The organism is Proteinivorax hydrogeniformans, assembly GCF_040515995.1.
GTDB classification, from domain to species: Bacteria; Bacillota; Proteinivoracia; order Proteinivoracales; family Proteinivoracaceae; genus Proteinivorax; species Proteinivorax hydrogeniformans.
Window position 1 is genome coordinate 1,789,111 of sequence record NZ_CP159485.1, and the last position, 26,284, is coordinate 1,815,394.

Sequence of the window (26,284 nt, forward strand, 5' to 3'; positions counted from 1 at the left end):
AGTTGTTCAATAACATCATTCTTTTAGTAAGGAGATGGTTTCTTATAAGCTGTCTGTTTCCAATGTATTTTCTATAGCCAACCTCTTACTTCTGTATTAAAATATGAGTAAGAGGTGATTTTATGTCAAAAATTAAAACTAGAAGACGAAAACGGGCAGATAAAAAAAAGACAAAAACAATTCCCTTATACTTATTTTTTCTCGCCTCTCTATTTTTTATGGAGATAGTGCTTCGCATAGCCACTACAGGAAATTTAATTTCTTTAGGTATTTTATTTTCTTATACTTTTGCCGCATCGCTGGCAGCTGTTTTTGCGCTGGGATGTAGCTTTTTAACTGGCAATACGAAGTATATTACAGCAAATATACTTGTTTTTATATGTGGTATATTTTTTGCTGCTCAAATAGGCTACTTTGATACATTTACAACATTCTTCACTATCTATTCAGCGGGAAATTTTTCTCAAATTCTTGACTTTACCGACAGCATATACAATGCTTTTGTCAATAACCTATTGGGAATAGCAGCAATTTTCTTGCCTGTTATTTTTATCGTGATTTGGGGCAAAAATATCTTTTCCCTTAAAAGGGAGAGCAACTTTACAAAAGCTACTTATGTTGGGGCAATTATCATTTTCCACCTGCTGTCTTTGGCTGCAATCCATTCTGCCGGTCAAGGTTTGCATACAGCCCACAATCTTTATTATAACAGCAATTATCCTCTTCGCTCTGTAGACAAGCTTGGTCTGATAACCACCATGCGCTTAGATCTGCAGCGACATTTTACCAGCTGGTCACCGAGCTTACAAGTCTCAAACCCTGCCGATGGCGGCGATAATGACAAAGAAGAAGATAGCAAAGGGGATAAAAAGGGAAAAATAGAGCATAACGTGTTAGATATTGATTTTGAAACTTTAATTGCCAACGAAGAAGATGAAAGTATACTACAGCTTCACAAATATTTTAGCAGCGCTGAACCAACCGCTAAAAATGAATTTACCGGAAAGTATGAAGGATATAACCTCATCCTTATAACAGCCGAGTCCTACGCTCCCTATGCAGTCCATGAAGAAATTACTCCCACTCTCTACAAGCTAGTTAACGAGGGTTATAGGTTCACTGACTTTTACGTGCCACTTTGGGATGTGAGCACCACCGATGGTGAGTATGTTGCATTAACTGGTTTAATCCCCAAAAGCGGTGTATGGAGTTTTTATCAGTCCCGGGACAATTATCTCCCATTTGTAATGGGTAACCAGCTAAAAGATTTAGGTTACAACACATCGGCATACCACAACTGGTCCTATGACTATTATAGAAGAGACCTATCCCACCCTAACATGGGGTATGATTACAAGGCAATCGGAAACGGGCTAGAAAATGTAGATGCCTCAATATGGCCGCCATCAGATTTAGAAATGATGGTAGAAACTATTCCCCACTATATCGATGATGAACCTTTCCATGCATATTATATGACTGTCAGTGGGCATAAAAGATATAATTGGTACAACCACATGGCCTCCAAAAATTACAACTATGTAAAGGATTTACCTTACTCCAGCCAAGGGCAGGCATATATAGCAACCCATGTAGAGCTAGACAAAGCCTTAGAACATCTGTTAAAAGAGCTAAAAGAAGCAGGGGTAGCAGAAAATACACTTATAGCAATGAGCAGCGACCACTATCCATACGGATTAGACCATGAAATCATCGAAGAACTCTCCGGTCATGAAGTAGACAAGCACTTTGGCATTCACAAAAGCGACTTTGTCTTATATACAAAAAAAATGGAACCAAAGACTATTGATGAACCAACTTCAAGCTTAGATATTATACCAACACTTTCTAACCTACTAGGCCTAGAGTATGACTCCCGCCTACTTATGGGGAGAGATATATTTTCAGATTCTGACCCTCTGGTAATTTTCAGAGACCATAGCTTTATAACAAACAAAGGAAAATATAACGCCACAGAAGAGGTTTTCACCCCAGCATCAGGTGAAAAAGTGGATCAAGAATATGTCGATAAAATACTAGCCAAAATCGAAAATAAGTTTAATGTATCTCATTTGATACTAGATCACGACTACTATAGACATTTATTAGTCGAGTAGAAAAGGCGGCTGTATAAAGGTTTCATTCCTTTATGCAGCTGCCTTTTTAGTTGGATAGAAAAAAAAGACATCTAAATAGCACCTAGCTTTAGGACACCGGAAAAGTAGGTTCTATTTAGCTGTCTCCACCTTTTATGAGAATTGTTAAGTATAATAATAAAGGTACTGGCACAAACAATGGTAGAGATATCCAAAAGTATGGAATAACTGTATCTAAAACTAGATCTAGTCTTGGGAGTATAAAGGGCATGCTTACGCCTATAAGCACTGCAAGGGGCAAAGCAAATTCTTTAGGTGAGCCTGCTTTGAAATACTCGGAGATTATTTCTGTTGCTATGTAAAAGGTAATTAGAAATTTAAAAAAAGTTGTTCCATAAAAAGTAGCTAGCATCAGAGAGTCTAATCTCTCTATCACGTCTCCAACTTGTAGTAGTCTTATGGTGCTAAAAGGAGGATATGTTAATGCGACAAGCGTTTCCTCGTCAAACGCTGCTGCAGAAGCTAATGATCGGACGGTTAATAATAAGGTAGCCATTAGTATTGCTAAAAAAGAGGTTTTAATAAAGTTGCTACCTCTTTTTTTATTTTCCGTTGTAGTTCTGTAAAGAAAAGCTATTGGTAATATTTGTGCGTATGGGAAATTAAGGTTTGGAAGAGCCCCTTCAAGTACAGGCATTATACCATCTCCCATTACTGGCAAAAGCTTTGTAATTTCTAATTGAGGAATAACAAGTAAAAACAATAAGATATACATAATAAATATAAAAGGTATTATTATTTCTAAAAGCCTTGCAATCACTTCAATCCCTTGTTTTATTGCATATACTATAGGCACTAAAAGAAAAACCGAAAAAACGTATGCTGGTGTTTCAGGCATGGTCATTTTACCAAAAAAATAAGTGTCGGATAGTATTAAACAACAAAGCAAAAAGTGAAATGCAAAATAGTAAAAGTTTACTATCCCTCCTATACAGCGTCCCCAATACTTGTTAATGACAGAGGTCATAGAACTATCTGGGTTTAGAGACATTGGAAGATAGTGTAAGAATATAACTATATACGCCATCAAGGAAGCTATTAGATTTGAGATCCACACATCTTTACCTGCTTGAAACACCCCTGGCAGGTAAATAATTGAAGCTCCACCAAGCTGTGCTATAGTTAGCAAAAAAAGTTGCCAATAAGAAACTACTTCCTTCCTCTTTACTCCCTCCATAATACCATTCTCCTCTTTTAGGTTTGTTGATATTATCACCAAAGATTGCAAATAATATTAACAAACCCAATAAAAAGGAGGGCAAATGACATTAAGAAAAATTTCTTTTCTAAATTCAAACAGTTAGTTTATAGCTTATTACCTAAAGAACCTTCCCCACCCCAAGCATTTAAAGAGCACTTTGAAAAAGGAGATACTAAAGGTGTTTTTAACTCCTTAAACAAAAACACCGCCTACCTTAACAAAACACTTTCCCATAGCGATGATATTGTCTTTCGAACCTTTAAGATCCCTACTATTCCCCCTACCGAAGCAGCAATTGTTTTTTATGAAAGTCTTATAGATGAGCAACTTTTAGAATCCTCTGTTTTAACTCCTTTAACTTCAGGTATATCCAAAAGGACAGTCACTGACAGAACTCTTCTTGTTAACGATAAAGATCTTATAGTAGAAAGCGGAGTTACAAGTGTTAGCTTTGAGAAAAAAAATAAATTAAGTGAAACTGTTGATGAAATCCTTATGGGGCAAGGTGTTCTGTTTTTAGACAACCACAAACATGCCATATCGATTAATCTAAATAGAGACCCGGAAAGGTCCCATGCCGAACCAAAAACAGAGAAAGTTGTAAAAGGCCCTCAGCAGGGTTTTGTCGAGGATATAGAAGCGAATACTAGCATATTAAGAAAGCGTATTCATTCAAAAAACCTAGTAGTCAAAAACCTTATTATAGGTACACAATCTAAGACAAGAGTAGCAGTTGCTTATATGGACAATATAGCTGATCCTAATATCGTTAAAGAGTTATTTAGTCGCCTTGAGCAGATTAAAGTAGATGCTATCATGGGTTCATCTTATATAGAAGAGTACATAACTGATTCTCCTGGCAATATATTCCCAACCACATTGTATACAGAGCGTCCGGATAGACTACAAATGATGCTTGTGGAAGGGAGAATTGCAATTATATGCGATGGCACACCTTTTGTTGTTGTAGCTCCAGCTATAGTGTCAGATTTCTTTGTAAGTGCTAGCAATTACTACCAGCACCCCTATTTTGCGTCTTTCAGTAGATCGCTAGCATATTTAGGAGCTTTTGTATTAACATTTTTACCTTCTTTCTATATTGCAATTGTCACTTACCATCAAGAAATGATACCCACCCGCTTAGCCCTTACTATTGCCGGCACTAGGGCTGGGGTGCCTTTTCCTGCCTTTGTCGAAGCATTAATAATGGAGTTGGCCTTTGAAGGACTTCGGGAAGCAGGCGCTCAGATTCCCACTCAACTTGGTCAAGCTATCAGCATAGTAGGCGCTTTAATCATTGGTCAGGCTGCTGTAGAGGCTGGCTTGGTGTCACCTGCAGTTGTAATCGTGGTTGCAACTACTGCAATTTTTTCTTTTACCATTCCTTTTACGAATTTTTCCTTAAGCCTGAGATTGATTCGCTTTTTTAATATGGGTCTAGCAGCAACTTTAGGCATTTATGGCGTGATGACCGGTGCTTTAATTATTTTAATTAACCTTTTATCATTAAGATCATTGGGAGTGCCATTTATGATGCCTTTTGCTCCAGCTAATCCTACTGCGATGAAGGATTGGTTTTTGCGGCTCCCCCAGTGGTCTATAAAACACCGTTCATCACAGATTGTCAAAGGTAACTTAAGAAAAAAAAGCGACAGTTCAAAGCCTTCCCCACCTAAGCAAAAAGGAGATGAATCTTAAATGGCTAAAAAGCTCTTGATAATAGTTATTATACTATCCATTTTTATTACCACTTCATGCTGGAGTAGGAAGGAAATTGAAGATTTAGGGTTTATTATGGGGATGGGAATTTCCAAAACAGATGCTGGGCTTTATTCTATAGCGGCACAACTTGCCAACCCTGAAGCAATAGCATCGGAAAACCCTGACCAAAGAGAAATCTATACTATTATAGAAGCAGAAGGTGGTACTATCTTTGACGCTCTTAGAAATCTATCGTTAGAGTCTAGTAGAAGACTTTATTTTCCCCACCTAGTTGCCCTAGTCATTGATGAAAAAATTGCTAAAAATGGCATGTCAGAAGTGGTAGGGCTATTAGTGCAGGATGAGGAAGTTAGGCAGGGGTTTTATGTCTTTGTAAGCAAGGTAGCTCCTAAAGATATTTTAGACACTCCTAATACTATCGGATTACTACCAGCCATAGCTTTGCAGGAGTTTGCCGAGCGTCAAGGTGCGGCGTCAAAAGTTTACGTTTCTGACTTTAAAAGCACCTTAGAGGCTAGTAACAACGAAGTTATAAATTATGTAACTACATTGGTTGAACTAGAACCTCCCCCCACAGAAGGTGAGATGGAACTTTTAAAGCTTACTCAAATAGCTGTATTCGACCACGATAGGCTTGTTGGGTACCTGGATTTAGAACAAGGCCAGGGATACAATTTTTTAACTAACAACTTTGATAACGGGCTTATCTTCTTTGAAAAAAAAACTAGTAACGATTTGTTAACTATAGAAATGCTCAAATCTAGAACCGAGGTAACTCCCCAATATAAAAATAAAGAGATAAGCTTTGAGGTTAAAGTTAAGGCCAGTGGTAATATAGCAGAAAGAACTCCACATACAACTCCTCCCCATGAACTATCTATTTTAGAAGTTGAAAGCCAGCTTAACCAAGTAATTGAAGATAAAATTTATAACGTTATTTGCGCTGCCCAAAATGAGTTTGAAGTTGATATATTTAACTTTAGCGCGTTTTTTGCTAGGAAATACCCAAAAGAATTTCAAAAATATAAAAATCAGTGGAATAGTGTTTTTGCTCAAACTGAGATATCTGTAGAAGTTGCCACAGAAGTGATCCACTCCGCTCTTAAATTAAATGAAGGGGATGATTAAACCATGGTTTATTTAGGGATTATCGCGCTAGGCTTACTACATATATTAGATATATCAAGAATACAAAACAGAACTAGAAAATCTACAGTCATATACTTAACTATCGGATTTTTTTCTCTAACTATAGGGCTAATAAATTATTATGATGTTTTTGATAAGTCACCGCTAGAAATCGGTCTAGAAAAGTTTGAGTATTATACCAACTTGCTTTTAAAGTAAATCCTCAATCAATAAATGGCACTATGTTCAAACGTTCATTATATTTAGGGCAATCTATAACCCCCTAAAGAGGCACAGTACTGCTTTAGACACGAAAGGAACAGAGGTAATAGCAGCCCCTGTTCCTTACTAAAATTTCATTATACAGCTTTATTTGTGATTCTCTTTGTTTTAATTCGTTTAGCTACATAGTTCGCTAGGTCTAAAAGGCGGCAGGAATATCCCCACTCATTATCATACCAAGCAACTACCTTGACCATGTTTTTCCCTACTTTTATAGTGGAAAGTCCATCGACAATTGAAGATCTAGGATCTTTTTTGTAGTCAATAGAGACAAGTGGAGCTTCGCTATATCCTAAAACACCTTTCAGCTCAGACTCTGCTGCTTGTTTTAATTTTGCATTTACTTGCTCTACAGTTGCATCTGTTTTTAACTCAACTACTAAGTCCACCACCGAACCCACAGGGGTTGGAACGCGCATAGCCATACCGTTAAGCTTACCTTCCAAGCTAGGTATAACCTTAGCAACAGCCTTTGCAGCACCTGTCGTAGTTGGGATAATAGACTCACTAGCGCATCTAGCGCGACGTAAATCTTTATGGGGCATGTCCAGCACTCTTTGATCATTTGTAAAGGCATGTATTGTAGTCATTAGCCCCTGTTCTATTCCAAAAGATTCCTCCAATACTTTTGCAAAGGGAGCTAAACAATTAGTTGTACATGATGCATTTGATAGTATATGGTGCTTATGATGATCGTATTGTTCTTCATTTACTCCCATAACAACAGTTAAATCTTCTCCTGATTTAGCAGGAGCTGATAGTATAACCTTTTTAGCGCCACCTTCAAAATGTTTAGAAGCAGTTTCTTTTGTTAAAAAAACGCCTGTTGACTCGATTACAATCTCTACTCCCATCTCTCCCCATGGAATATCAGCAGGATCTCTGTAAGCTGTAAACTGAACTTTTTTATCATCAATGATTAAAGCATCCTCAGTGGCCGTAACTTCCTCATTCATAACACCATATAATGAGTCATACTTAAAGATATGTGCATGTTTTTCAGGACCTGATGTACTATTGATAGCAACTATTTCAATATCAGACTCCTGCTCTAGTGATGCTTTAAGTACCGCCTTACCAATTCTGCCAAACCCGTTAATTCCAACTTTTGTCTTCATATAATCACCTCATAGTAGATTTATATAAAATATCGCATACTAATTACCATATATCATTATATAGTATAACACATTTTCCATCAAGACCGATTTAATGTTTCATACTTTTTATTTATTTTAGGTGAATTAGTGTGTAACTTTTTTCACAGAATGGGACAGTTGGAAAGTTGGAAAGTTGGAAAAAATACCTGACAACGGCCTTTTTTTGAGTTAGGTTTTTTATAAAAACGACCCTAACTGGCCAGATTGCTTAGAAGTGCTCAGATTCTAGGCGCAGAAAAAATCCCAGGACCGCAGCGTATATATAATACGTCAGGGTCTGGGATTTTTTTTGCAACAACGAAGATGAGTGCTTATAAGCTATCTGGGTTTATTTAAGCTTTAGCTGCTCACTACCACCTTCATTTTTATCATCTTCAACTTTAACACCTACAACATGGACGTTTACTTCCACTACTGAAAGTCCTGTCATGTTTTCTACGCTTTGTTTAACCTCATCTTGAATGTTTTTTGTTACTTCCGGTATTTTTACTCCGTACTCCACTATGATATAAATATCTATCGCTGTTTCTGTCTCTCCTACGCTAACTTTTACACCTTTGGAAAGATTTTTACGACCGATCATTTCTGCTATTCCACCGGCTACTCCACCACTCATGCCAGCTATACCTTCAATGTTTGTGGCTGCAATACCAGCAATGACTGCTACAACTTCGTCGGCAATCCTAATTGAACCGTATCCTTCATTTACCAATAAGTTTTGCTCTTCCATCTTATTTGCACCTCCACATTTTATTCTAACTTTTTACATACTTCTCTAAGTATCTATTTTATTCAACATGAAGGTATATTATTCCTTCTTAACTATAAAATTCATTGGAGTTAAGTTTAATAATCTGTGGAAAACCGTGAGATATTTAAAATTACACCTATGCTAGCTAGTGTAATAAGGAGGGAGGTTCCTCCAAAACTTATAAGTGGCAATGTTAACCCAGTAGTAGGTAACATTGCAGTAGCTACCCCTATATTTATAAAAGCTTGAAATGATATCATTACTGTAAGTCCCATGGCCAAAAGGTAGCTAAACCTGTCAGGAGCAGAAGCAGCTATCTTAAACCCTCTCCAGGTGAAAAAACAAAACAATGCAATGACAAATGCTCCACCTAAAAAGCCGAATTCTTCAATTAAAATAGAGAATATAAAGTCTGTTTGACCTTCAGGTAAGTAGTCAAGCTTCTGTTTACTAGCTCCTAACCCAACCCCAGTTAAGCCACCGCCAACAATTGCATATAACGACTGGATGATTTGGTATCCTGATCCTAGGGGGTCAACCCAGGGATCCCAAAATACTGTCATCCTCTGTGCTCTATACGGAGCTAGCTTGGCGATTAACGGGATGCCAGCCAAACCTATTGCAGCAAGGGGAACTAAATGTTTTAGAGAAGCCCCTGCAATAAAAAGCATGATGCCTATAAATCCTATAATGGTCATTCCTGTGCCAAAGTCTGGCTGTTGCATAATTAGAGCAAACGTAACGCCTATAACAATCAGCAAAGGGAGTATGCCAGAAGAAAAGCTTTTAACTCGTTCGTCTCGTAACGATAAAAAATTTGCGGTAAATAACACCATGACAAATTTAGTTAAATCTGATGGCTGGAACCTCATAAAGCCTAAATTTATCCATCTAGTGGCTCCACCAACTGTATGACCAACACCAGGAATTAAAATAACCAGTAGAAATAAAAAGTTTATTAAAAATAACAGTTTGATGAGTTTTTTCCACTTCCAATAATTTAGGCGCATACATATGTACATTCCAATTAGCCCCACCATGGCAAAAAGCACTTGGCGCTTTAAGTAATAAAAGCTGCTGCCAAATGTGTTAATTGCTGACACAGCAGTGGAGCTGTAGACCATTACTAAACCTATGGCTAATAAAATGAAAGTAACAAGTAGTAATCCAAAATCTGGGGATTTCTTTCTGATTGTCATAATACCATCCTTACGTTTCCATTTTTGAGTATGCATATAATTTTAAGCTAATATAATTAATTCAACAACAGTGAAATAAAACCCTTCTAAACATACAGCTAATTACTTATTAAAAGAAACAAAATAAAAGAGTTGCCTTTGTGGCAACTCTTTTCAGGTTATTTTATAACTTCTACTTTCACATCTCCAATTCCCGGTCCGACTAAACCTATCTCACGAGCAGCGGCCTTTGACAAGTCAATAATTCGTCCAGAAACATGAGGTCCATCATCATTTATCCTAACATCTACACTTCTTCCTGTAGACTTTAACGTCACTCTAACAATTGTGCCAAACTCTAAAAAGGGATGTGCTGCTGTCAGCTGATTTTTGTCAAAAACTTCGCCGTTAGCAGTACGATTACCATGAAGCTCGCTTCCATAATAGGAAGCACTCCCTGTATATGTTGTGCCTATTGCTTTGCTCACCCTACCAGAACCACCTCGCGATGGCTGTGGAGGCCTTTCCTCTCTAGGAGGTTTGGGCTCAGGCTTTTCTGGGCCTACGTAAATCACCCTATCTTTTGGCTCTTTAACTATCTCATCTTTAATCATTTCTCTACTTACTTTTTCTCCATCATAAAACACATACTCAAAGGTTTTCTTCCTAAGCCCTTTACTTCCCTCGCTTTTAACCTCAGTGCCACCGGGAGTAACGCTTGAATTATCAACATACCTAGTTTCAAAATCTATTTCTTCCTCTTCGTATACAAGGTCTTTTTCAACTCTAGTAATATGAATCTCTAACCCTTCTTTTAAAACAGTTTCCTTATCTAAATTTATAAAGTCATCATCGTCTAACTCTAGCTGTAATGATGACAGCACGCCCTTAACATTATCTTCCCAGCTTATTACCTCTTCTTCTTCACCGTCAACTAATACAGTAACTTTTTTGCCAGTTTCTATATAAATATATCCTGTTTCCAATACTTCATCAACATCGGGATATACCTTATGATATTCGTTAATATCAACTTCAGCTAGTTTAAGTATCTCGCCAACTTGTTCTTTAGCTGTAGTAACCGTAATTGCTTCTTCATCTTTAAAAATTGTGATTTCAGGATTGTTTTGTGAGTACGCAGACCCAGCTACTAAAAATGTCGCAAGTAAAAGTACTGGCAACACTAAAAACTTCTTTAAAATTGTTCTCCACCTCCACAGATTCCATGATCCCATTTAATTATACTTATTTTTTGTACCACCATTATATACTAAAGAAAGTAATTGTCAATTGCAATTAATATTCCAGCACAGAAATTTATTTCCAAATCCCCTCTTTTCACTATCTAAAAACGATTTGTTTATTAAAAACCAGTCCTTGTACTTCACATAAGGGACTGGTTTTTATCTTGTAATTAGCTTGAGCTTATTTTAGTTCTAACCCAACAGGGCAATGATCGCTCCCCATTATTTCGCTATAAATTTTAGCATCTTTTAGGCTATTTTTTAAAGTCTTTGACACCACAAAATAGTCCAAACGCCAACCTATATTTCTTTGTCTAGCTTGACGCATATAAGACCACCAAGAATATGCCCCTTCCTTTTCAGGGTAAAAATATCTAAACGTATCGATAAAGCCTTCTTTTAGTAGCTCCGATAATTTATCACGCTCTTCAATTGTGAAGCCTGCATTTTTCTTATTGCTTTTTGGATTTTTGATATCAATTTCTTTGTGGGCCACATTAAAGTCTCCGCACAAAATGACTGGTTTTTTAGAGTCCAACTCTAAGATGTACTTTTTAAAGCTATCTTCCCACCTAATTCTGTAATCTAGCCTTGTAAGTCCTCTTTGTGAGTTGGGTGTATAAACATTAACAAAAAAGAACTCATCAAATTCTAAAGTAATGACTCTTCCTTCTTGGTCGTGTTCCTCTACCCCTATGCCATATTGCACTTTTAAAGGTTCTGTTTTTGTCAAAACTAAAGTGCCCGAGTATCCCTTTTTATTAGCATAGCTCCAATAGTCATAATACCCTTGTATATCTAGTTCAACCTGTCCTGGTTGAAGCTTTGTCTCCTGTACAGCGAAGATATCAGCATTTAGATCTTTAAAGGAATCTAAAAACCCTTTCTTCAAACACGCCCTGAGCCCGTTAACATTCCATGATATTAATTTCATCTCTTTCACCTCAACTAGTAAATTAGTTCATTTCCATCCATGTTTTAACTGCTTCACTTTCACCCCAGTATTCAGTGTTTTCTTTTGTAGATCGTCCCAGTAAAAAGTGGTCTATGTCATGGACAATCCTATGTGGCATAATCCAATCGTCACGCTCATTTGGTCTAGCTGCATCCACAAGCTTTAAAAATCGTTCTAGATCCTCTTTTAGAGGTTTATAATTAGTTTTTTCAATTATTTTTTCTATTTCTGGGATCATCTCACTAATTTGTTCGACTTGTTTATCGCTAGGTGAGTTTTCCCAACCTACAGCATTATTAAGAAGCGAGTGAACCCGTGAAATAACTTCTAAAGAAGATTTATCAATTAAGTTATCTTCATCTTGCCCTACTACCTGCTTTGCAAACTCATCAGGATCTGCAGGCTCAGGAGCTTTGCTTTTTTCTTCACTACACCCAACTGAGATTAACAACACGGCTACTAACAAAAATATTATACTTTTCTTCATAAATATCCTCCATGTCAAAATTAAACTTACATGAATTATACTAAAATGTTTTGACAAGTGTATGTCACTTCCCAGATTTTTCTTTCCAAACTTTTTTTAGCAAAACCCCTTTTTCAAATCCTCCCCGCTCTCTTTTCTTCTTTAGTCGAATCGCCTCTAATTCTGGGCTATCAATCCCCTTGATTTTCAATATCCCATATATAACCTCTATAATGTCCGCAAGTTCCTCGGTTTTTCCAGATTCTAAGTATTCATTTACTTCCTCTATAAGTTTTTCGTCTAATAACTTTTGTAGCTCGCTATCCGTTACATAAGCGCACTCACAGTGCTTATTGCTAGCTTTAATTATTTCTGGTATTTTATCACGTACCAACTTGTTATATATTTCTTGTTGCACTACTGTGGCCTCCTACATCTATATATTACTTATCTACGTCAATAGACTGAGCTGAAATGATTTCAACTTCTTTTTCAGGTTGTGGATTTCTGAGTTTAAAATCTATTCTACTCTTATATAGATACCATAAGGAAACAGGCATTATAATAAAAATAGAAATCAGCACAAAAGCAATCCCTACCGGTGTTACTTGATCTATAAAGTGTTCAAGCGGAAAGTTTCCTATGATAATGCTAAAAATATTATTACCTGCATGTATTAAAATGGGAGCCCATATAGATCCAGTCCATACAAGAGATAACCCTAAAAATAGTCCCATCACCGTAGTGTAAACACCTTGAGCTATATTCATATGATAGACCCCAAATACAACCGCTTGTATTATTATAACAGATTTAAGCGAAATTTTTCCTTCCAGTTCATCAAATATCAGTCCTCTAAAAATAATCTCTTCAAAAAGTGGAGCCGCCACTCCTACAGCAATAAAAAGAAGTACCCCACTACCTAAAAGCCCCATATTATCAACATGACTTTCTAGCGTCTGGGGCTATATTATAGTCACTAATTTTAGTAGCACTAAACTTAATGAAACACACCCCATACCTGCAAGGAAAGAAGCAACGCTTTTTTGCCAAGATATTTTATTAAATCTACAAACCTCGTATAGGTTGCGCCCCCGTCTTTTCATCAACCACTTATAAATAAAAAACGATATTATTCCTCCAAAAATTACTGATAGTGCTACATTTTTCGATATAAGTTCTATTAACATCTGCTCATAAAAAGTACCACGTTGAGCTGCTCGTGCTATGAAGTAAATACCTATAGTAAATCCTGCTACCAGTGAGTACACAAATACTGCTAACACATTAACTAATAATATCTTTATTATGTTCCACGATGTCCTTAATCCCTTATTCATTTGTCCCCTCCTAAATAGTTTATACTAAATAGCTATTCTCCTTTGTTTACACTTATGAAAGCATAATCTTGTAACACCCTTATCCTCCTTTTTAATCTGATGATTATAACTACTTCTATTATTTTTTGTCAAAACCTTTCTAAGCTAAAAGAAAAATTAAAAAACCAGCCCTGGTTTTAATAAGGCTGGTTTCGATACAGCGTTACTCAAAAGTCCCTTTAACTAAGATTTCCTTTTCTTTTACAAGGGTTTTACCTTTTGATATAACTGTTTCTATTTCGCAGGTAGGTTTATCCACAATAGTAATATCTGCATCTTTTCCTTTGCTTAGCTCCCCTTTATCTTTCAGTCCATAAGCCACAGCTGGATTTTTGGTTATTGTGGATATGGCTTTTTCTATAGGAACATCTTCCTTTAAAATAGCTTCTTTAACTTCCTGGTATAAAGATTTAACTCCTCCTACCTTTAACCCTAGATACTCCCCTGATTCAGAAAAGTTTGGCAAGCTTCCCTGCCCATCTGAAGAAAGTGTTAAATTATCGAAGGGAATATTCTGTTCGTGTATTAATCTTAACGCACGGGAGCATTTTACCTCTCCACTTTCTAAAAACTTTTTTATAGTACTTGTGGTAAGATCTAAAAAACCACCATGTTTCATAAACTTTAGCCCTTCGTTAAATACTTCCTCTTTTCTATTGCCATGGGTAGCAATAAAGTGAGAAGGTGGAATTTCTGTTTCATTAATAACTTTCCAAATATCTTCAAACATTTTTCGCCCATCTCCTAGATGAACGTTAACTGCTCCTTTTTTGCCCGATAACATCGCTGAGACTCTGACTTCAGCTACCAGTTTTTTAAGTTCAGATATCGAGGGTTCAAAGGACCTGTGATCAGATAGCGCTATTTCCCCTACTCCTAGTACCTCAGGGATCAAAATAATATCCTTTTCCACCTCGCCGGTCAAGGTGACAACAGGTATTTTATAAGAGCCTGATAAAATATATGCTGTGATACCTTCTTCATTTAAAACTCTAGCTTTTGCTAAAAGATCAGTCATATTCCTTGTAAAACCATCGGTGCCTAAACATCCAATCACCGTTGTTATACCAGCTGTGGTGATGTCAGTAAGCTGAATTTCGGGGGTGCGGGTGGCAAAACCACCTTCGCCACCCCCACCTGTTATGTGTACATGCCCATCTATAAAACCGGGGAATACATATTTACCTCGAGCATCTATTACTTCTACCAGTTCGTTATTTTCTATCTCACCTAGGCTTATTTCATCTTTTATGCAAGCAACCTTACCACCAACTGTTAAAATGTCCTTTTGTCCTAATTTTTCAGGAGAGTATACCTCCCCACCTTTTACTAAAGTTATCATAACAAGTTCCCCTTTCTATAGCCACTTCTATCAATCTATCTTACTGTAATCCCAAAATAACTGCCGCTATAATACTTATTGATCCCATTATAAATAATAAAATCTGGAACTTAATAATAAACTTTACCCATTTACTCCAGTCTAGGCGAGCAACTGCTAATACACCCATCAAAGAAGCTGACGTAGGAACAATCATGTTTGTAAACCCATCACCTAATTGATAAGCTAATACAGCTACCTGTCTTGATACACCTACTAAGTCTGCAAGAGGAGCCATTAATGGCATAACAAGAGCTGCCTGACCCGAACCGGAAACTACGAAAAAGTTAAATACAGATTGGAAAACATACATAAACCAAGCAGAAAGTGTAGCAGGCAGTGCCCCTATAGTACCTCCTACCCAATTTAGCATAGTATTTAGCACAGTTCCACTTTCTGGATCTGTTCCACCTAAAACTAAGATAATTCCTTGTGCCATTCCCACAACCATTGCAGCGCCAACTAGATCTTGAACACCAACTCTAAATGACTGAGCAATATCGTTAACTCCCATATCATTTAGCTTGAAAATAACACCTATAATACCACAAATAAGCCCCATTGTGAAAAACTGGGTAGCTAACTCTGGAATATAGTATGCATGCTTTACTACACCCCATATAATCCAAACAATACCTGCCGCCATCGTCAGCAAGACCAGACCATGTCCAAGCTTAAACTCTTCTATGTTTTGATCACCTTCAGCGCTTTCTGGGCTTTTATGGTGAAGTTGGTCAGTCTTGTAAGCTAAAGAACTGCGTGGGTCGGCTTTTATCTTTTTAGCATAAGAGTATACATAAGCTATACCAACTGTTGTAAATATTGCCCATAACACCATTCTAAATCCTGCACCAGAGTACACCGGCACTTCTGCAACCCCTTGCGCTATCGCAACCCCAAACGGGTTCATCCACGAGGTAGCAAATCCAATTTGTGTTGCGACATAGGTTATACATATTCCTACAATTGAGTCATAGCCCATAGCTACCATTATAGGTATTACTATCATCGCAAAAGCCATTGCTTCTTCACTCATCCCAAAAATTGCTCCACCTAAAGAAAATAAGAAAAACATAACAGGGATGATTAAAACTTCTCTACCTTTAGTTCTTTTAATCGTAGCTAAAATACCTGCATTTACAGCCCCTGTTCTTAAAATAATCCCGAAGGAGCCTCCGATAACTAGTATAAACGCAACGATTCCTACGGCTGCGCCCCATTTACTTCCTGTAACAAGCCCTTCAAATACATAATTTAAGAAACCTACACCACCAAAGGGTTCAAAAATTGAAATCCCCTCTCGAACCTTATTTCCATCTTCGTCAAGAACATATTCGAAAGATTCAGGATCAACCACAGTTCTTGTGTCGTCTAACTCTTCAACAGTCACCTCTCTTGTCTCAAATGTCCCTGTAGGGATAATAAAGGTTAACAGAGCAGCTGCTAACACCACAAAGAAAATAATTACATAAGTGTCTGGAGCCTTAAACTTAGGTTTTGACATTTAACACCCTCCCAATTGATAGTTTTAATCATATTTCTTTAATGCACAAACTGTGCCAACTTTGCAACTTGACTAAAAATTATCTAAAAAGGCCAGTGACAGTTTCTTCAGACAATTCTTTTTGTTCTGTTAAGCACTGCTTGGTAATTTTACGGTTGTTTTGGTTGCCAAGTTGTTAACCCTGGTTGCCATCGATAACCTTTTTACCTTTTTTGGTTAAAACACTTCCGCTACCTTTACTCTTGAGAATATATCCTTTTTTCTCTAACCTGTCCAAAATTGTTCGAATCTTACCTTCCGTCAAGTAAATAGAACTTTGTTTGCTTAGCTCTGACAGTATCTTTCTTCCCGCTGTTTTGTTTTCTTCCTTCAAATCATAAATACACTGCAATATAAAAAGTTCGCTGTCAGAAAGAGCATCTTTTAAGTTTATCTCCTCCTGTTCTTCTATTTTGGGACCTTCTTCAAAATAACCCCAGGACGGAACATCGTCTATGGTTAGGTGGTTACAATCACGAAGTGCCAACATATAGCTAACTAAGTTTCTAAGCTCCCTTACATTTCCAGGCCAATCATAGTTTTGCAAAGCTAAAATCACCTCTTTATCTACGGTGATTTTTTCTGTGGTTTCTGTGTCAATAAGCTGGTTAAACAGCTCAGAGATATCCTCCTTTCTCTGTCTTAAAGGAGGGATTTTCATATAACCCATTTTTAGCCTATAATATAAGTCTTTTCTAAACTGTCCCTGCTTCATAAGCATCTTTAAATCTTGATTTGTTGCAGCAATTATTCTAACATTTACCGGCCTAATTTTGGTATCTCCTATGCGCATTACCTCTTTTTCTTGTAAAACCCTTAAAAGTTTAGCTTGTACCTTAAGCGAGCTATCCCCTATTTCATCTAAAAATATGGTTCCTCCTTCAGCTTGCTCAAAAAGTCCAAGTTTTCCTTTTTTCGAGGCTCCGGTAAAGGCTCCTGGTTCATAGCCAAACAGCTCACTTTCTATAAGATCGTCTGATAAGGAGCTAAAGTTTACTGCTAAAAAAGGTGCATCACCCATAGGAGATGAATTATGGATTGCACTCGCAAATAACTCTTTACCTGTTCCGCTTTCCCCATGTAACAAAATAGTGAGCTCCGTTTTTGCCAGCTTTTTAGCGATGTTTTTGGTCTGATTCATTAACGAACTTTCTCCTACTATATTCTCAAAGGTGTATTTTGCAAAATGTCCCTGCTTAATGTTTTCCTTTTCTTTATATTCGACGCTATTTTTATGGCTTAAAAAACGAGCGACAATATGATCGTTATCAGTTAATTTAAATTTAGAAACTAAAACTTTATCACTATTAATATCCAAAGTTAGTTCATCATCTAAACGATGATTCATTAAGAATTCAACAAGCTTTTTGTTATAAATTAGTTCACTAATCTTAACGCCTCGTAAGTTCAAAGCAGGTATATCTAACATTTTTCTAAACTTTTCATTATGTACACTGATTATTCCGCGGGAGTCAAAAACCACTAGACCGTCTTCTATACCGTCAATAACAGTAGTTAGGTGGTGATTAAGTTCCGATATGTAATTAGTAGAGTGGGATAGTTTCTTTGCAAGAATAATGATCTTTTGTATATATTTTATTGAAAAATGTCTCGCTCTAGTTTCCAATTGACCAACCGCTCTTAAAAGTTTAAAGATAGTGGGAAAATCTAAAAGTCTCGGCCCGATATCATACACCTTACGAATATGATCTAAAACCTTGTCTTTTTCCCCAGGTGTTATGGCAATATCAGTGTCTTTAGTGATTTTTGACTTTTCACAATTACTCAAACCTGGATAATATGGGTAAAGATCTAAGTGGTCTATTCCCACTTCTTTTAAAGCTCTAATCCCTTCTTCAGCTGATTCTTTTGCATCACTTACAAAAAGCACCTTAGTCTTCGGTGATAGCAACACTATCCGATCAATAAACTCATAGTTTATTGTCCTATCGGCAATAATGATTTGCACTCCTTTAGGTATCATACAATTCCAGTCTTCTTCGAGCTCTCTTTTAACTAGTGAGCTTGAAAATAGCACAACATCTCCGAAATCTGAAGGAGGTTTGCTTATACCATCTAATGGGTAAGCTTGAATAGTAACACATGTAGGAATATATTCTTCTAATTGAACTTTTAAAGCATTGCAGGTTCCAACTGAACCAGTTATTAAAGTTAACTTTCTGCAAACTTGCATGGTTTCACTCCTATCCCAGTGCTAATTTTTTTTAATAACAGCATTTAACCATTTTTCTCCTTCTTTATTCGCTCTTAAGTCTCTAGTTGTTTTTATCTCTAAAAAATTAAGCTCCGAAAAACTTGATAGCATCCAGCGCAGGTTTTCTTCAGTAAAATCAGTAAAGTACCTTCCATCACAACTATCTCGAACACCTTCAAATTCTCCGTATTTGAAGGAAACGTATAGACAACCTCCCGACTTTAAAGCTAGCGAAAGCTTTTTAAAAATATCATATAGCTCTACAGATGGCACGTGAAGCAAGGATGCATTTGCCCAGATATCGTCAAATTTATCTTTTTCATCAAGCTCATGAAAATTTTTGCAGATAACCCTTTGACCTATGTTTTTACTTGCTATCTCACACATTTTCTTAGAACCATCCATAGCTGTAACTTTGTAACATTTTTCTAAAAATGCCTTGCTATCACGTCCCGCTCCACAGCCTAAGTCTAAAATATGAGCTCCTGATTTTAAGTTCTTTAAAAACATATTACGCTGATTTTCAAAATCAATATTTAAAGTTTCTGAGCTAAACTCCTCTGCTCTTTGATTATAGTAATCGATAGTTTTTTGGTGAATTATTGCTGAGCTACAATAATCCAATGTTTCGTTACCTATTAGAAGATTGGTCAAAGGCAACTCTTTTTTTATATAAATACCCAAAACCAAATGGCAGTAGAATTAAAACAGAAAACAAAAATATAGCTCCATTAACTTGGTGATTATGCTGTAAAAAGTAGCCTAAAGAAGAAGCTGTTAAAGTGGTGCTATATATATTATTTCCAGCATGAATTAAGACCGGGGCCCAGATTGAGCCAGTCCATACCAGTGATACCCCTAAAAAAACTCCCACCATCGCAGCATATGCACCTTGTACTATACTCATGTGATATACCCCAAATAAAATAGCTTGAATTAAAACAACATTCTTTAATGATACTACTTTTTTTAGATTATTAAAAATTAGTCCCCTAAACATTATCTCTTCTATAAATGGAGCAGCTATCCCTATGCTCAGTAAAAGTAGTAAAAAGTTACCTTGATCTAATACTGACATTTTATCTATATGTAGTTCCACTAATCCTGGAAATCCCATATCAATAACCATTATTAAAATACCACTAATATAAAACAGCGCTATACCTAACAAAAACGAAACAACAGCTTTTTGCCAAGATAGAGGCTTTATCCTACACTCTTCTTTGATACTGCGTTTTTTTGTTCTATCATCGATTTATAAATAAAAAATGCCCCAACAGCACCTACTATTACCGATATTTGTATATGGCTACCTAAAAAAGAACTATCATCTAATGTAGTGCCGCCATGATAGATTAAACCAAGTATTTTGAAATATGCAATCATCACCCCGGTATGTATTAGCATTATTGCGAGAGCATACCAGCCCGATTTTAAAAAATTCTTCAAAAAACTCCCCCTAAATTAAGATAATCCATTCTTTATTTTTCGACCTAATAACATAAAATTCCTTCCCCCGATGATAAGTAGTTGATGCTATAAAAGAAACATAAAAGCAAAAGGAACTACAAATTTAATAATCATAATCCTACATAAATGCAGCATTGAAACTCTAAATGGGTCTTTATCGTATTGTATAGCTAGTGTTGTCATTATAGTAAAGCCTCCTGGTGCTGCAGCAAGCAAACAAGTTACAAAATCCCATTTAGAAATTTTGTGAATAACTAAAGCTATCAAATAGGACGTTCCGAACACAAATATAGAAGATATTAAAAGGGGGAATAAAAGCTCTCCTGAAACAATGGTGTCAACTGTTTCCCTGGTAATGTTATCGGCGACAGTTATACCTACCCCTAGTAGCAAAAAGTTAAAAGCTGAGCCTGACGGTGCTATAACCTTAAGGCCTGATAGGGAAGCTATCCCTGTAAATAGCATAGCTCCTACCATTACACCGGCTGGAACACCAAAACTAATAAATATATAACCTCCAGCTGCGGCGATAATGATTGAAGCGATCGCTTGTTTAATAGTTTTAAACTTTAATTTTTCTATAAAGTTCAATACCTCACCTTTAATGTTATTTTCCGTTAAACTATCATCCTTTTTCTCTATCCCTTCACCATTTTGCTTGGCAAAATAGTTAATAAAAATAGGAAAAAAAGTTATTGTCACAATAATTTTAAACATATGCATCACTATTATAGTGCCTAGGTCCGAATCAGTATCCATCGCTATTATAGTCATCTCCGGCAACCCGCCCATACTAGACGAAAGAATTGCAGTGTACAAATCTAGAGAAGTTATTTTATAAAGGATGATTCCTAAAACAAAAACAGTAGCTATCGACCAAGAAGCGATGATAGCAGCAGGTTTAATAATATTAATCAGGTCCTTTATCGTCTCCCTATCTATCTTTGCTCCCATGTAAATCCCTAGTAGAGTTTGAACTAAAGGAGCGATAAAAGCTGGTGCAAAAGGCAAATCAAGCCCAGCCGCCCTAAGGCCTCCTATAACAGTTAAGGTGCCTAAAAAAGACGGCACTGGAAGTTTTAAAAGCTTAAATATTAGCCACCCTACTATCGCTAGTATTACTAAAATCCCTGTGTCTGTTAATGTGTCGAGCAATTTAGTCACATCCTTTTAACTACAAATATTAAAAGATTTCCTTTATCTATATTTCGATTATAGTAATATCTTTTCCTTCCTAACCTATATTTTTAATCTAAAAGAAATAAAAAAACCAACTATGCTCAGTTGGTTTTTTTATTTCACTACCCTTTAATATCACGCCTATTGTATCCATTAAGCCCGCCCACCATTAAACATATTGCAATTACAATCAATGCCAAAAGCTTTCCAACATTCATGTCATCTGCGGGTATTTGCGGGACATTGCCAAAAGGCGTTAAGTTAACCATCCATTGGGGAACTTGAAGCAACTCTCCTAAATAAACAACAAAAAACGTGTAAACTAAATAAACCCATGTCACCCCAGTTGCCTGGGTAGCAACTCCTATTAGCAGCGTTGCCAGGCCTATCATTACCCACATAGCTGGCACATAAACCATGCCACTTTCAATTATGGTCCTTAGAGGAATCGCTACTTCCATAACTGCTGAGCCAGCAAGCCACAAACCTAATGCAGAAAGAATGACCATAAATGGTGCAGAAACAACAGAAATAGCTAGGTAACTCCCCATAATATTATTTCTAGATACCGCTCGTGCTAGCAGATGTTCGGTGCGGTTTTTATTTTCCTCACCTTTAACTTTTAAAATCAACATTAAAGCAGGGATGGTTCCTATGATTGAAATAACTGCCATGAGCATAGTTAAAAACTGCTCAGTTAATGATAAGTGGTCAGCCCCTTCTGGTAAAAGCTGCCTGTACATTTCGTTGCCTTCGATAAATGTTTCCAAATCCCCTAAAACAGAGCCATATGTGGCACCTAACACAAACATCCCAATTGCCCAAGAAATAATCGCTGTCCTTTGAAGCCTAAGGCCTAAACCTAAGGGACCTTGAAGAAAACGTGAAGCGCCCTTCCTTCCTGGCTTTGCTGCTATAAACCCCGCCTCTAAATCTCGTATTGAATTTAAATAAAGGGCAACAGCTGCTATAAACCCTGCCACAGCCAGTGTGATAAATAACGGCCACCAATAATTATTTACATAAACTTGTGTTTGTGTAACCCAACCAAGTGGCGAAAACCATGAAATAGTATCAACTCCTCCATCGCCCACAGCTCTTATAAGGTAGGCAATCAGCAAAAAAGCAAAGGAATATCCCATGGCACTTCTGTTGTTGCTAGAAAGCTGTGCAAAAAGAGCTGTAACCGCAGCAAAAAATATACCGGTTACTCCCAATACAGCACCATATAACATAGATCCTGCTACGTCCATGGTTTCAACTCCTAAGGCAGATAATCCACCGCCCACTAATAGCGCCAGCAGTATGTTAACTAAAGTCATGACTAGTAAAGTTGCTGCTAAGTTTGATAACCTACCAACTGGCAAGGAGCGCACCATTTCAATCCGCCCCTCCTCTTCGTCGGCCCTAGTATGTCGGGTAACAAGCATAATGCTCATAATAGCCACAGCTATAGCAGTAAACAACAGCATCATATGGGCCATCATACCGCCATAGGTGTAATTATCCAAGTCAAAGCCGGGGCCTACCATAGCAGACATAGCTGGATTTTTCATCGTTTCAGCCATTAACTGTATTTCTTGCTCTGTGGAAAATAGCTCGGTAAAAGCTGGTGCAATTATCAATGTTGTTAAAGTTATAGCTAGTATCCAAAGTGGTATACGTATTCGATCTCGCCGTAAATTTAACCTACACAATTTTAACGTGTTGCTAAATAAGGAATTCGACATTACTTAGCACCTCCAGCTCCTTCATAATGGCGCATAAATAAGTCTTCTAAAGTAGGCGGCGCGCTTTCTAATTTTGCAACATCGTATTGACTAACATACTTGATAATATTTCCTAGCTCCTCTGTATCTACCTGAAATGATAAGGCGCCTTCTTTTTCTTCTATGTCATGAACCCCTTTGATCTTATTTAAATCGGCTATCGGTTTTTTAGTTTCTAAACGTATATTAGTTCTAGTTAGGTGACGAAGTTCCTTTAAGCTACCGGATTCAATAATCTCTCCTTCGCGTATAATGCTTACCTTATCACATAATCTTTCAACCTCAGATAAGATATGACTAGAAAGCAGAATGCTTTTGCCTTCTTTTTTTGCATCTATAACACACTGTTGAAACACCTTTTCCATCAAAGGATCAAGGCCAGATGTAGGCTCATCTAGGATATAAACGTCTGCCTCAGAAGCAAAAGCAGCAATTAACGCAACCTTCTGTCTGTTACCTTTTGAGTATGTTCTACACTTTTTGGTTGGGTCAAGATTAAACTTTTTGACCAGTTCCTCTCGTTTACTTTTATTATTTGAGCCCCTAAGTCTGACAAAAAGATCGATAACTTCACCGCCGGTTAGGTTAGGCCACAAGTTTACATCTCCTGGTACATAGGCAATATTTTTGTGAATATCCACAGCATCTTTCCAGGCATCTTTACCAAAAATACTGGCGCTTCCTTTTGTAGCCTTTAAAATCCCCAAAAGCACACGAATGGTGGTAGTCTTGCCGGCACCATTGGGTCCTATAAACCCATAAACCTCCCCCTTATTTACCTCTAGGTTTACATCTTTTAAAGCAGTAAAATCTCCAAACTTTTTTGTCAGGTTACTTACCTTAAGCATCGCCATCTCCAAAACCTCCTCTATTTTTTATAATAAACTTTTTTCAGTAAATCCAGCGTTTCAAAAAACTCATTCCATAGAGGCTCAATTTCTACTGAAGCTAGATTTTTGCCTTTAATCCGTTTAATTAAATCTTTTTCGTAACCTTCCATAGTCCAAATAATTAACTTGTATATCTTATCCTGAGGTAAATCATCTCTAAACAACGAAGCGTCAACATTGCCAAAAACCTTAGCAATCCCCATCTGCCGTGTTTGGAAAATGAGATCTTTTAATCGCTCAGTTAGCATTTCATCATCGTTGATTACAAAGTCCCCTAAAAAATTAAATGGGTGGGGATTGTTATTGTATACCTGTAGTTTTATTTGCGCCGCCTGCCTGTATCTTTCGATAAAATCTTGTTCACTCTCATCGATTTTGCTAAGATATTCCTTTTTAATAAATTCAACTCCGTATTCAACTAAATACTGAAACAAATCCTTTTTGCTTTTAAAGTAATAAAAAAGCATTCCCTTCCCTATACCTGCATCTTTTACCATCTGATTTGTAGAAGCCTTTTCATACCCCTGCTGCGCAAACTCCTTCATTGCAGCGTCCAAAATTCTCTGCTGTTTTTCTTCATCTAGTTTTGCAAACTTTTCAGTTATGGTAATCACCTCGCACATTTTAGACCATGTCGGTCTATTTACTATATGTTTAGTTTAGCACGTTTAGACCAAGATGGTCAAGAATATTTTGTCAAATCAAAAAGAGGCCGTCTTTACAGGTTTTATTCCTGCAAAGACGGCCCTTCTTTTTTTCTTACTTTCCACAACACCTTTTATACTTTTTACCGCTGCCACAGGGACAGGGCTTGTTTCTGCTAACTTTCGGCTCTGTTTTGGTGTTATCTACTGCCAGGTGAACTCCTTTTGAATTGGGATTGTTTGAGGGTGAGTTACCTTCAACATCCGTTCTGAGCTCCACCGGTTTATGTCCTTTCAACGCCCATTTTCTAGTGTTATTATTTAGTTCTACTAATATAGAAGTAATTTCTTTTGTCACCTCTATATTTGGTATTTCTACAGACTGCTTAATTTCATCTAATATTTCACTTAATTGGCTATCAGCTCTTATTTCCGTTAATATATAGTTTGCTTCCTCTTCTGCCTCTGCTAACGGCATGTCATAGTTAAAAGTAAAGAACCTGATAAGTTTTTTGTACCAAGGGGTTCTTTCTACAAAATCATCTTGTCCTGCGCTATAAACCTCTTCATAGCTAAAAGGGTAAAACTCTAAATCTCTCCGAGCTTCTTGTTCTTCTATAATTCTATTAGGATCATTTACTTCGTTTATATAAAAGTATTTCCTATTAATAGGGTTTCCATAAAATGCTTCTGCTAAGTCGATAATGCTCAACAAATCTCCTATATTACTAATCTCTATGCCTGCATAATGTTCCATCAACTTAAAATAATCTTTAAAATCTAGCGCCCCATAGTAATGTAGTAGACCTTTAGTAATTCTTATCCACTTTGTATTTCTCTGTATGATGCTTTTTAGTTCTTTGTCCTTTGCTAATTCATTTATTTGTGGCAAAATTTCCTCAGGAATAACATAACAAAACTCACCATCAACATTACAAGCAAACATAATCCCAAAAGCTCCATAAAAGGTTTTGTAGAAAGTTGTTTGCCGACATTGCAAGACTCCACCTTTTTTTGCTACCTTTTTGATAAACTCAAATTGCATCTGATCAAAGTGATAAAACCCAACTCCCAAGGCATCGGGTATCTTTGAACTTAAAACCTCTATAAGCTCTTTTTTTCTTAACTTGCTAGCTCCTTTTATTTGTAAAGTTTGTCTAATTATCGTTAATTCTTCCTTAGTCAAGGTGTTTAGCATTTTTTGCAACGTAAAGGGTGGTTTAACCTCTGGGTAAGCTTTACTTTTTTCGATAGCATCAATGCTATCCATTAGCAACGACTTAAGATCATCGCTAGTTTCAAGCATAAACTCTTCTTTTATTTTCTCTAGTATTGCTATATTGCCCTCAGTAGGATTCTCGACAACATTATTCAAAACCCCAATTTCTTCCTTAGTTAAAAGTCTGTGGTGATTCATTTTAATTAAACCTCCCAAATAAGCTCTTGTCTGTATTCTATCAGATAAAAACAAACCTGCAACTCTTTCTTCCATGAAAACCATCAACTTGATCTATTATACTTGTTAAAACATTATAAGAAATCATTTGGCTATTATATCTTATATTTAAGGT

General features: G+C 36.8%; 25 protein-coding genes. 4 read left to right on the forward strand and 21 right to left on the reverse strand.

What is annotated here, in order from left to right; translation table 11 throughout:
- The first annotated feature begins 122 nt into the window (after positions 1-122).
- The gene (locus tag PRVXH_RS08695) at positions 123-2,117 is read left to right on the forward strand and encodes a sulfatase-like hydrolase/transferase (RefSeq protein ID WP_353892389.1); all 1,995 of its coding nucleotides are present in this window, start codon (positions 123-125) and stop codon (positions 2,115-2,117) included.
- 115 nt (positions 2,118-2,232) lie between these two features.
- On the opposite strand, the gene PRVXH_RS08700 is transcribed toward PRVXH_RS08695, so the two are convergent.
- Entirely contained in the window at positions 2,233-3,333 is a 1,101-nt protein-coding gene (locus PRVXH_RS08700; protein ID WP_353892390.1) for an endospore germination permease, read from the reverse strand.
- Between the two features lie 45 nt (positions 3,334-3,378).
- Here PRVXH_RS08700 and PRVXH_RS08705 point away from each other — a divergent pair, with 45 nt between their 5' ends.
- From PRVXH_RS08705 to PRVXH_RS08715, 3 genes are read left to right on the forward strand one after another with little or no spacing between them, the layout of a single operon-like run.
- The gene (locus PRVXH_RS08705; protein WP_353892391.1) at positions 3,379-5,055 is read left to right on the forward strand and encodes a spore germination protein; all 1,677 of its coding nucleotides are present in this window, start codon (positions 3,379-3,381) and stop codon (positions 5,053-5,055) included.
- Entirely contained in the window at positions 5,056-6,207 is a 1,152-nt protein-coding gene (locus PRVXH_RS08710) for a Ger(x)C family spore germination protein (RefSeq protein WP_353892392.1), read from the forward strand.
- 3 nt (positions 6,208-6,210) lie between these two features.
- A complete protein-coding gene (locus PRVXH_RS08715) occupies positions 6,211-6,426 on the forward strand; it encodes a hypothetical protein (RefSeq protein WP_353892393.1) in 216 nt (71 codons plus the stop codon).
- Between the two features lie 140 nt (positions 6,427-6,566).
- On the opposite strand, the gene gap is transcribed toward PRVXH_RS08715, so the two are convergent.
- The 20 genes from gap to PRVXH_RS08815 all read right to left on the reverse strand — a co-directional run bounded on the left by gap (position 6,567) and on the right by PRVXH_RS08815 (position 26,130).
- Positions 6,567-7,607 carry a type I glyceraldehyde-3-phosphate dehydrogenase gene (gene gap / locus PRVXH_RS08720; RefSeq protein ID WP_353892394.1) on the reverse strand — a complete coding sequence of 347 codons (1,041 nt, stop codon included), beginning with the start codon at positions 7,605-7,607 and terminating at the stop codon, positions 6,567-6,569.
- 370 nt (positions 7,608-7,977) lie between these two features.
- Positions 7,978-8,379 (reverse strand): Asp23/Gls24 family envelope stress response protein, encoded by a 402-nt coding sequence (locus PRVXH_RS08725; RefSeq protein ID WP_353892395.1) that lies wholly within the window; start codon positions 8,377-8,379, stop codon positions 7,978-7,980.
- A gap of 116 nt (positions 8,380-8,495) precedes the next feature.
- Positions 8,496-9,599, reverse strand: a complete 1,104-nt coding sequence (gene ftsW, locus PRVXH_RS08730) for a putative lipid II flippase FtsW (RefSeq protein ID WP_353892396.1) — start codon at positions 9,597-9,599, stop codon at positions 8,496-8,498.
- 158 nt (positions 9,600-9,757) lie between these two features.
- A complete protein-coding gene (locus PRVXH_RS08735; protein WP_353892397.1) occupies positions 9,758-10,759 on the reverse strand; it encodes a septal ring lytic transglycosylase RlpA family protein in 1,002 nt (333 codons plus the stop codon).
- A gap of 244 nt (positions 10,760-11,003) precedes the next feature.
- Complete coding sequence (locus PRVXH_RS08740; protein ID WP_353892398.1) at positions 11,004-11,756, reverse strand: exodeoxyribonuclease III; 753 nt, start codon at positions 11,754-11,756, stop codon at positions 11,004-11,006.
- A gap of 22 nt (positions 11,757-11,778) precedes the next feature.
- Entirely contained in the window at positions 11,779-12,264 is a 486-nt protein-coding gene (locus tag PRVXH_RS08745; RefSeq protein ID WP_353892399.1) for a hypothetical protein, read from the reverse strand.
- 64 nt (positions 12,265-12,328) lie between these two features.
- Positions 12,329-12,661, reverse strand: coding sequence for a nucleoside triphosphate pyrophosphohydrolase (locus PRVXH_RS08750; RefSeq protein ID WP_353892400.1), 333 nt, complete (start codon positions 12,659-12,661; stop codon positions 12,329-12,331).
- Positions 12,662-12,686: 25 nt separating this feature from the next.
- Positions 12,687-13,178 (reverse strand): CPBP family intramembrane glutamic endopeptidase, encoded by a 492-nt coding sequence (locus PRVXH_RS08755; protein WP_353892401.1) that lies wholly within the window; start codon positions 13,176-13,178, stop codon positions 12,687-12,689.
- A 30-nt stretch (positions 13,179-13,208) separates the two neighbouring features.
- Complete coding sequence (locus tag PRVXH_RS08760; RefSeq protein WP_353892402.1) at positions 13,209-13,583, reverse strand: hypothetical protein; 375 nt, start codon at positions 13,581-13,583, stop codon at positions 13,209-13,211.
- 202 nt (positions 13,584-13,785) lie between these two features.
- Complete coding sequence (gene iadA, locus PRVXH_RS08765; RefSeq protein WP_353892403.1) at positions 13,786-14,964, reverse strand: beta-aspartyl-peptidase; 1,179 nt, start codon at positions 14,962-14,964, stop codon at positions 13,786-13,788.
- Between the two features lie 40 nt (positions 14,965-15,004).
- Positions 15,005-16,507, reverse strand: a complete 1,503-nt coding sequence (gene yfcC, locus PRVXH_RS08770) for a putative basic amino acid antiporter YfcC (RefSeq protein WP_353892404.1) — start codon at positions 16,505-16,507, stop codon at positions 15,005-15,007.
- Positions 16,508-16,682: 175 nt separating this feature from the next.
- Entirely contained in the window at positions 16,683-18,740 is a 2,058-nt protein-coding gene (locus PRVXH_RS08775) for a sigma 54-interacting transcriptional regulator (protein WP_353892405.1), read from the reverse strand.
- A 21-nt stretch (positions 18,741-18,761) separates the two neighbouring features.
- Positions 18,762-19,415, reverse strand: a complete 654-nt coding sequence (locus PRVXH_RS08780; protein WP_353892406.1) for a class I SAM-dependent methyltransferase — start codon at positions 19,413-19,415, stop codon at positions 18,762-18,764.
- Positions 19,393-19,890 carry a CPBP family intramembrane glutamic endopeptidase gene (locus tag PRVXH_RS08785; protein ID WP_353892407.1) on the reverse strand — a complete coding sequence of 166 codons (498 nt, stop codon included), beginning with the start codon at positions 19,888-19,890 and terminating at the stop codon, positions 19,393-19,395. The genes PRVXH_RS08780 and PRVXH_RS08785 overlap by 23 nt, the downstream gene beginning before the upstream one ends.
- A gap of 77 nt (positions 19,891-19,967) precedes the next feature.
- Positions 19,968-20,210 carry a hypothetical protein gene (locus tag PRVXH_RS08790; RefSeq protein WP_353892408.1) on the reverse strand — a complete coding sequence of 81 codons (243 nt, stop codon included), beginning with the start codon at positions 20,208-20,210 and terminating at the stop codon, positions 19,968-19,970.
- Between the two features lie 87 nt (positions 20,211-20,297).
- Entirely contained in the window at positions 20,298-21,386 is a 1,089-nt protein-coding gene (locus tag PRVXH_RS08795) for an AbrB family transcriptional regulator (protein WP_353892409.1), read from the reverse strand.
- Between the two features lie 146 nt (positions 21,387-21,532).
- Positions 21,533-23,140, reverse strand: coding sequence for a hypothetical protein (locus tag PRVXH_RS08800; RefSeq protein ID WP_353892410.1), 1,608 nt, complete (start codon positions 23,138-23,140; stop codon positions 21,533-21,535).
- Positions 23,140-24,033 (reverse strand): ABC transporter ATP-binding protein, encoded by an 894-nt coding sequence (locus tag PRVXH_RS08805; protein WP_353892411.1) that lies wholly within the window; start codon positions 24,031-24,033, stop codon positions 23,140-23,142. The genes PRVXH_RS08800 and PRVXH_RS08805 overlap by 1 nt, the downstream gene beginning before the upstream one ends.
- A gap of 14 nt (positions 24,034-24,047) precedes the next feature.
- On the reverse strand, positions 24,048-24,692 hold the full coding sequence (locus PRVXH_RS08810) for a TetR/AcrR family transcriptional regulator (RefSeq protein ID WP_353892412.1): 645 nt from the start codon (positions 24,690-24,692) through the stop codon (positions 24,048-24,050).
- Positions 24,693-24,828: 136 nt separating this feature from the next.
- Positions 24,829-26,130, reverse strand: coding sequence for an SEC-C metal-binding domain-containing protein (locus PRVXH_RS08815; RefSeq protein WP_353892413.1), 1,302 nt, complete (start codon positions 26,128-26,130; stop codon positions 24,829-24,831).
- Positions 26,131-26,284: the final 154 nt, after the last annotated feature.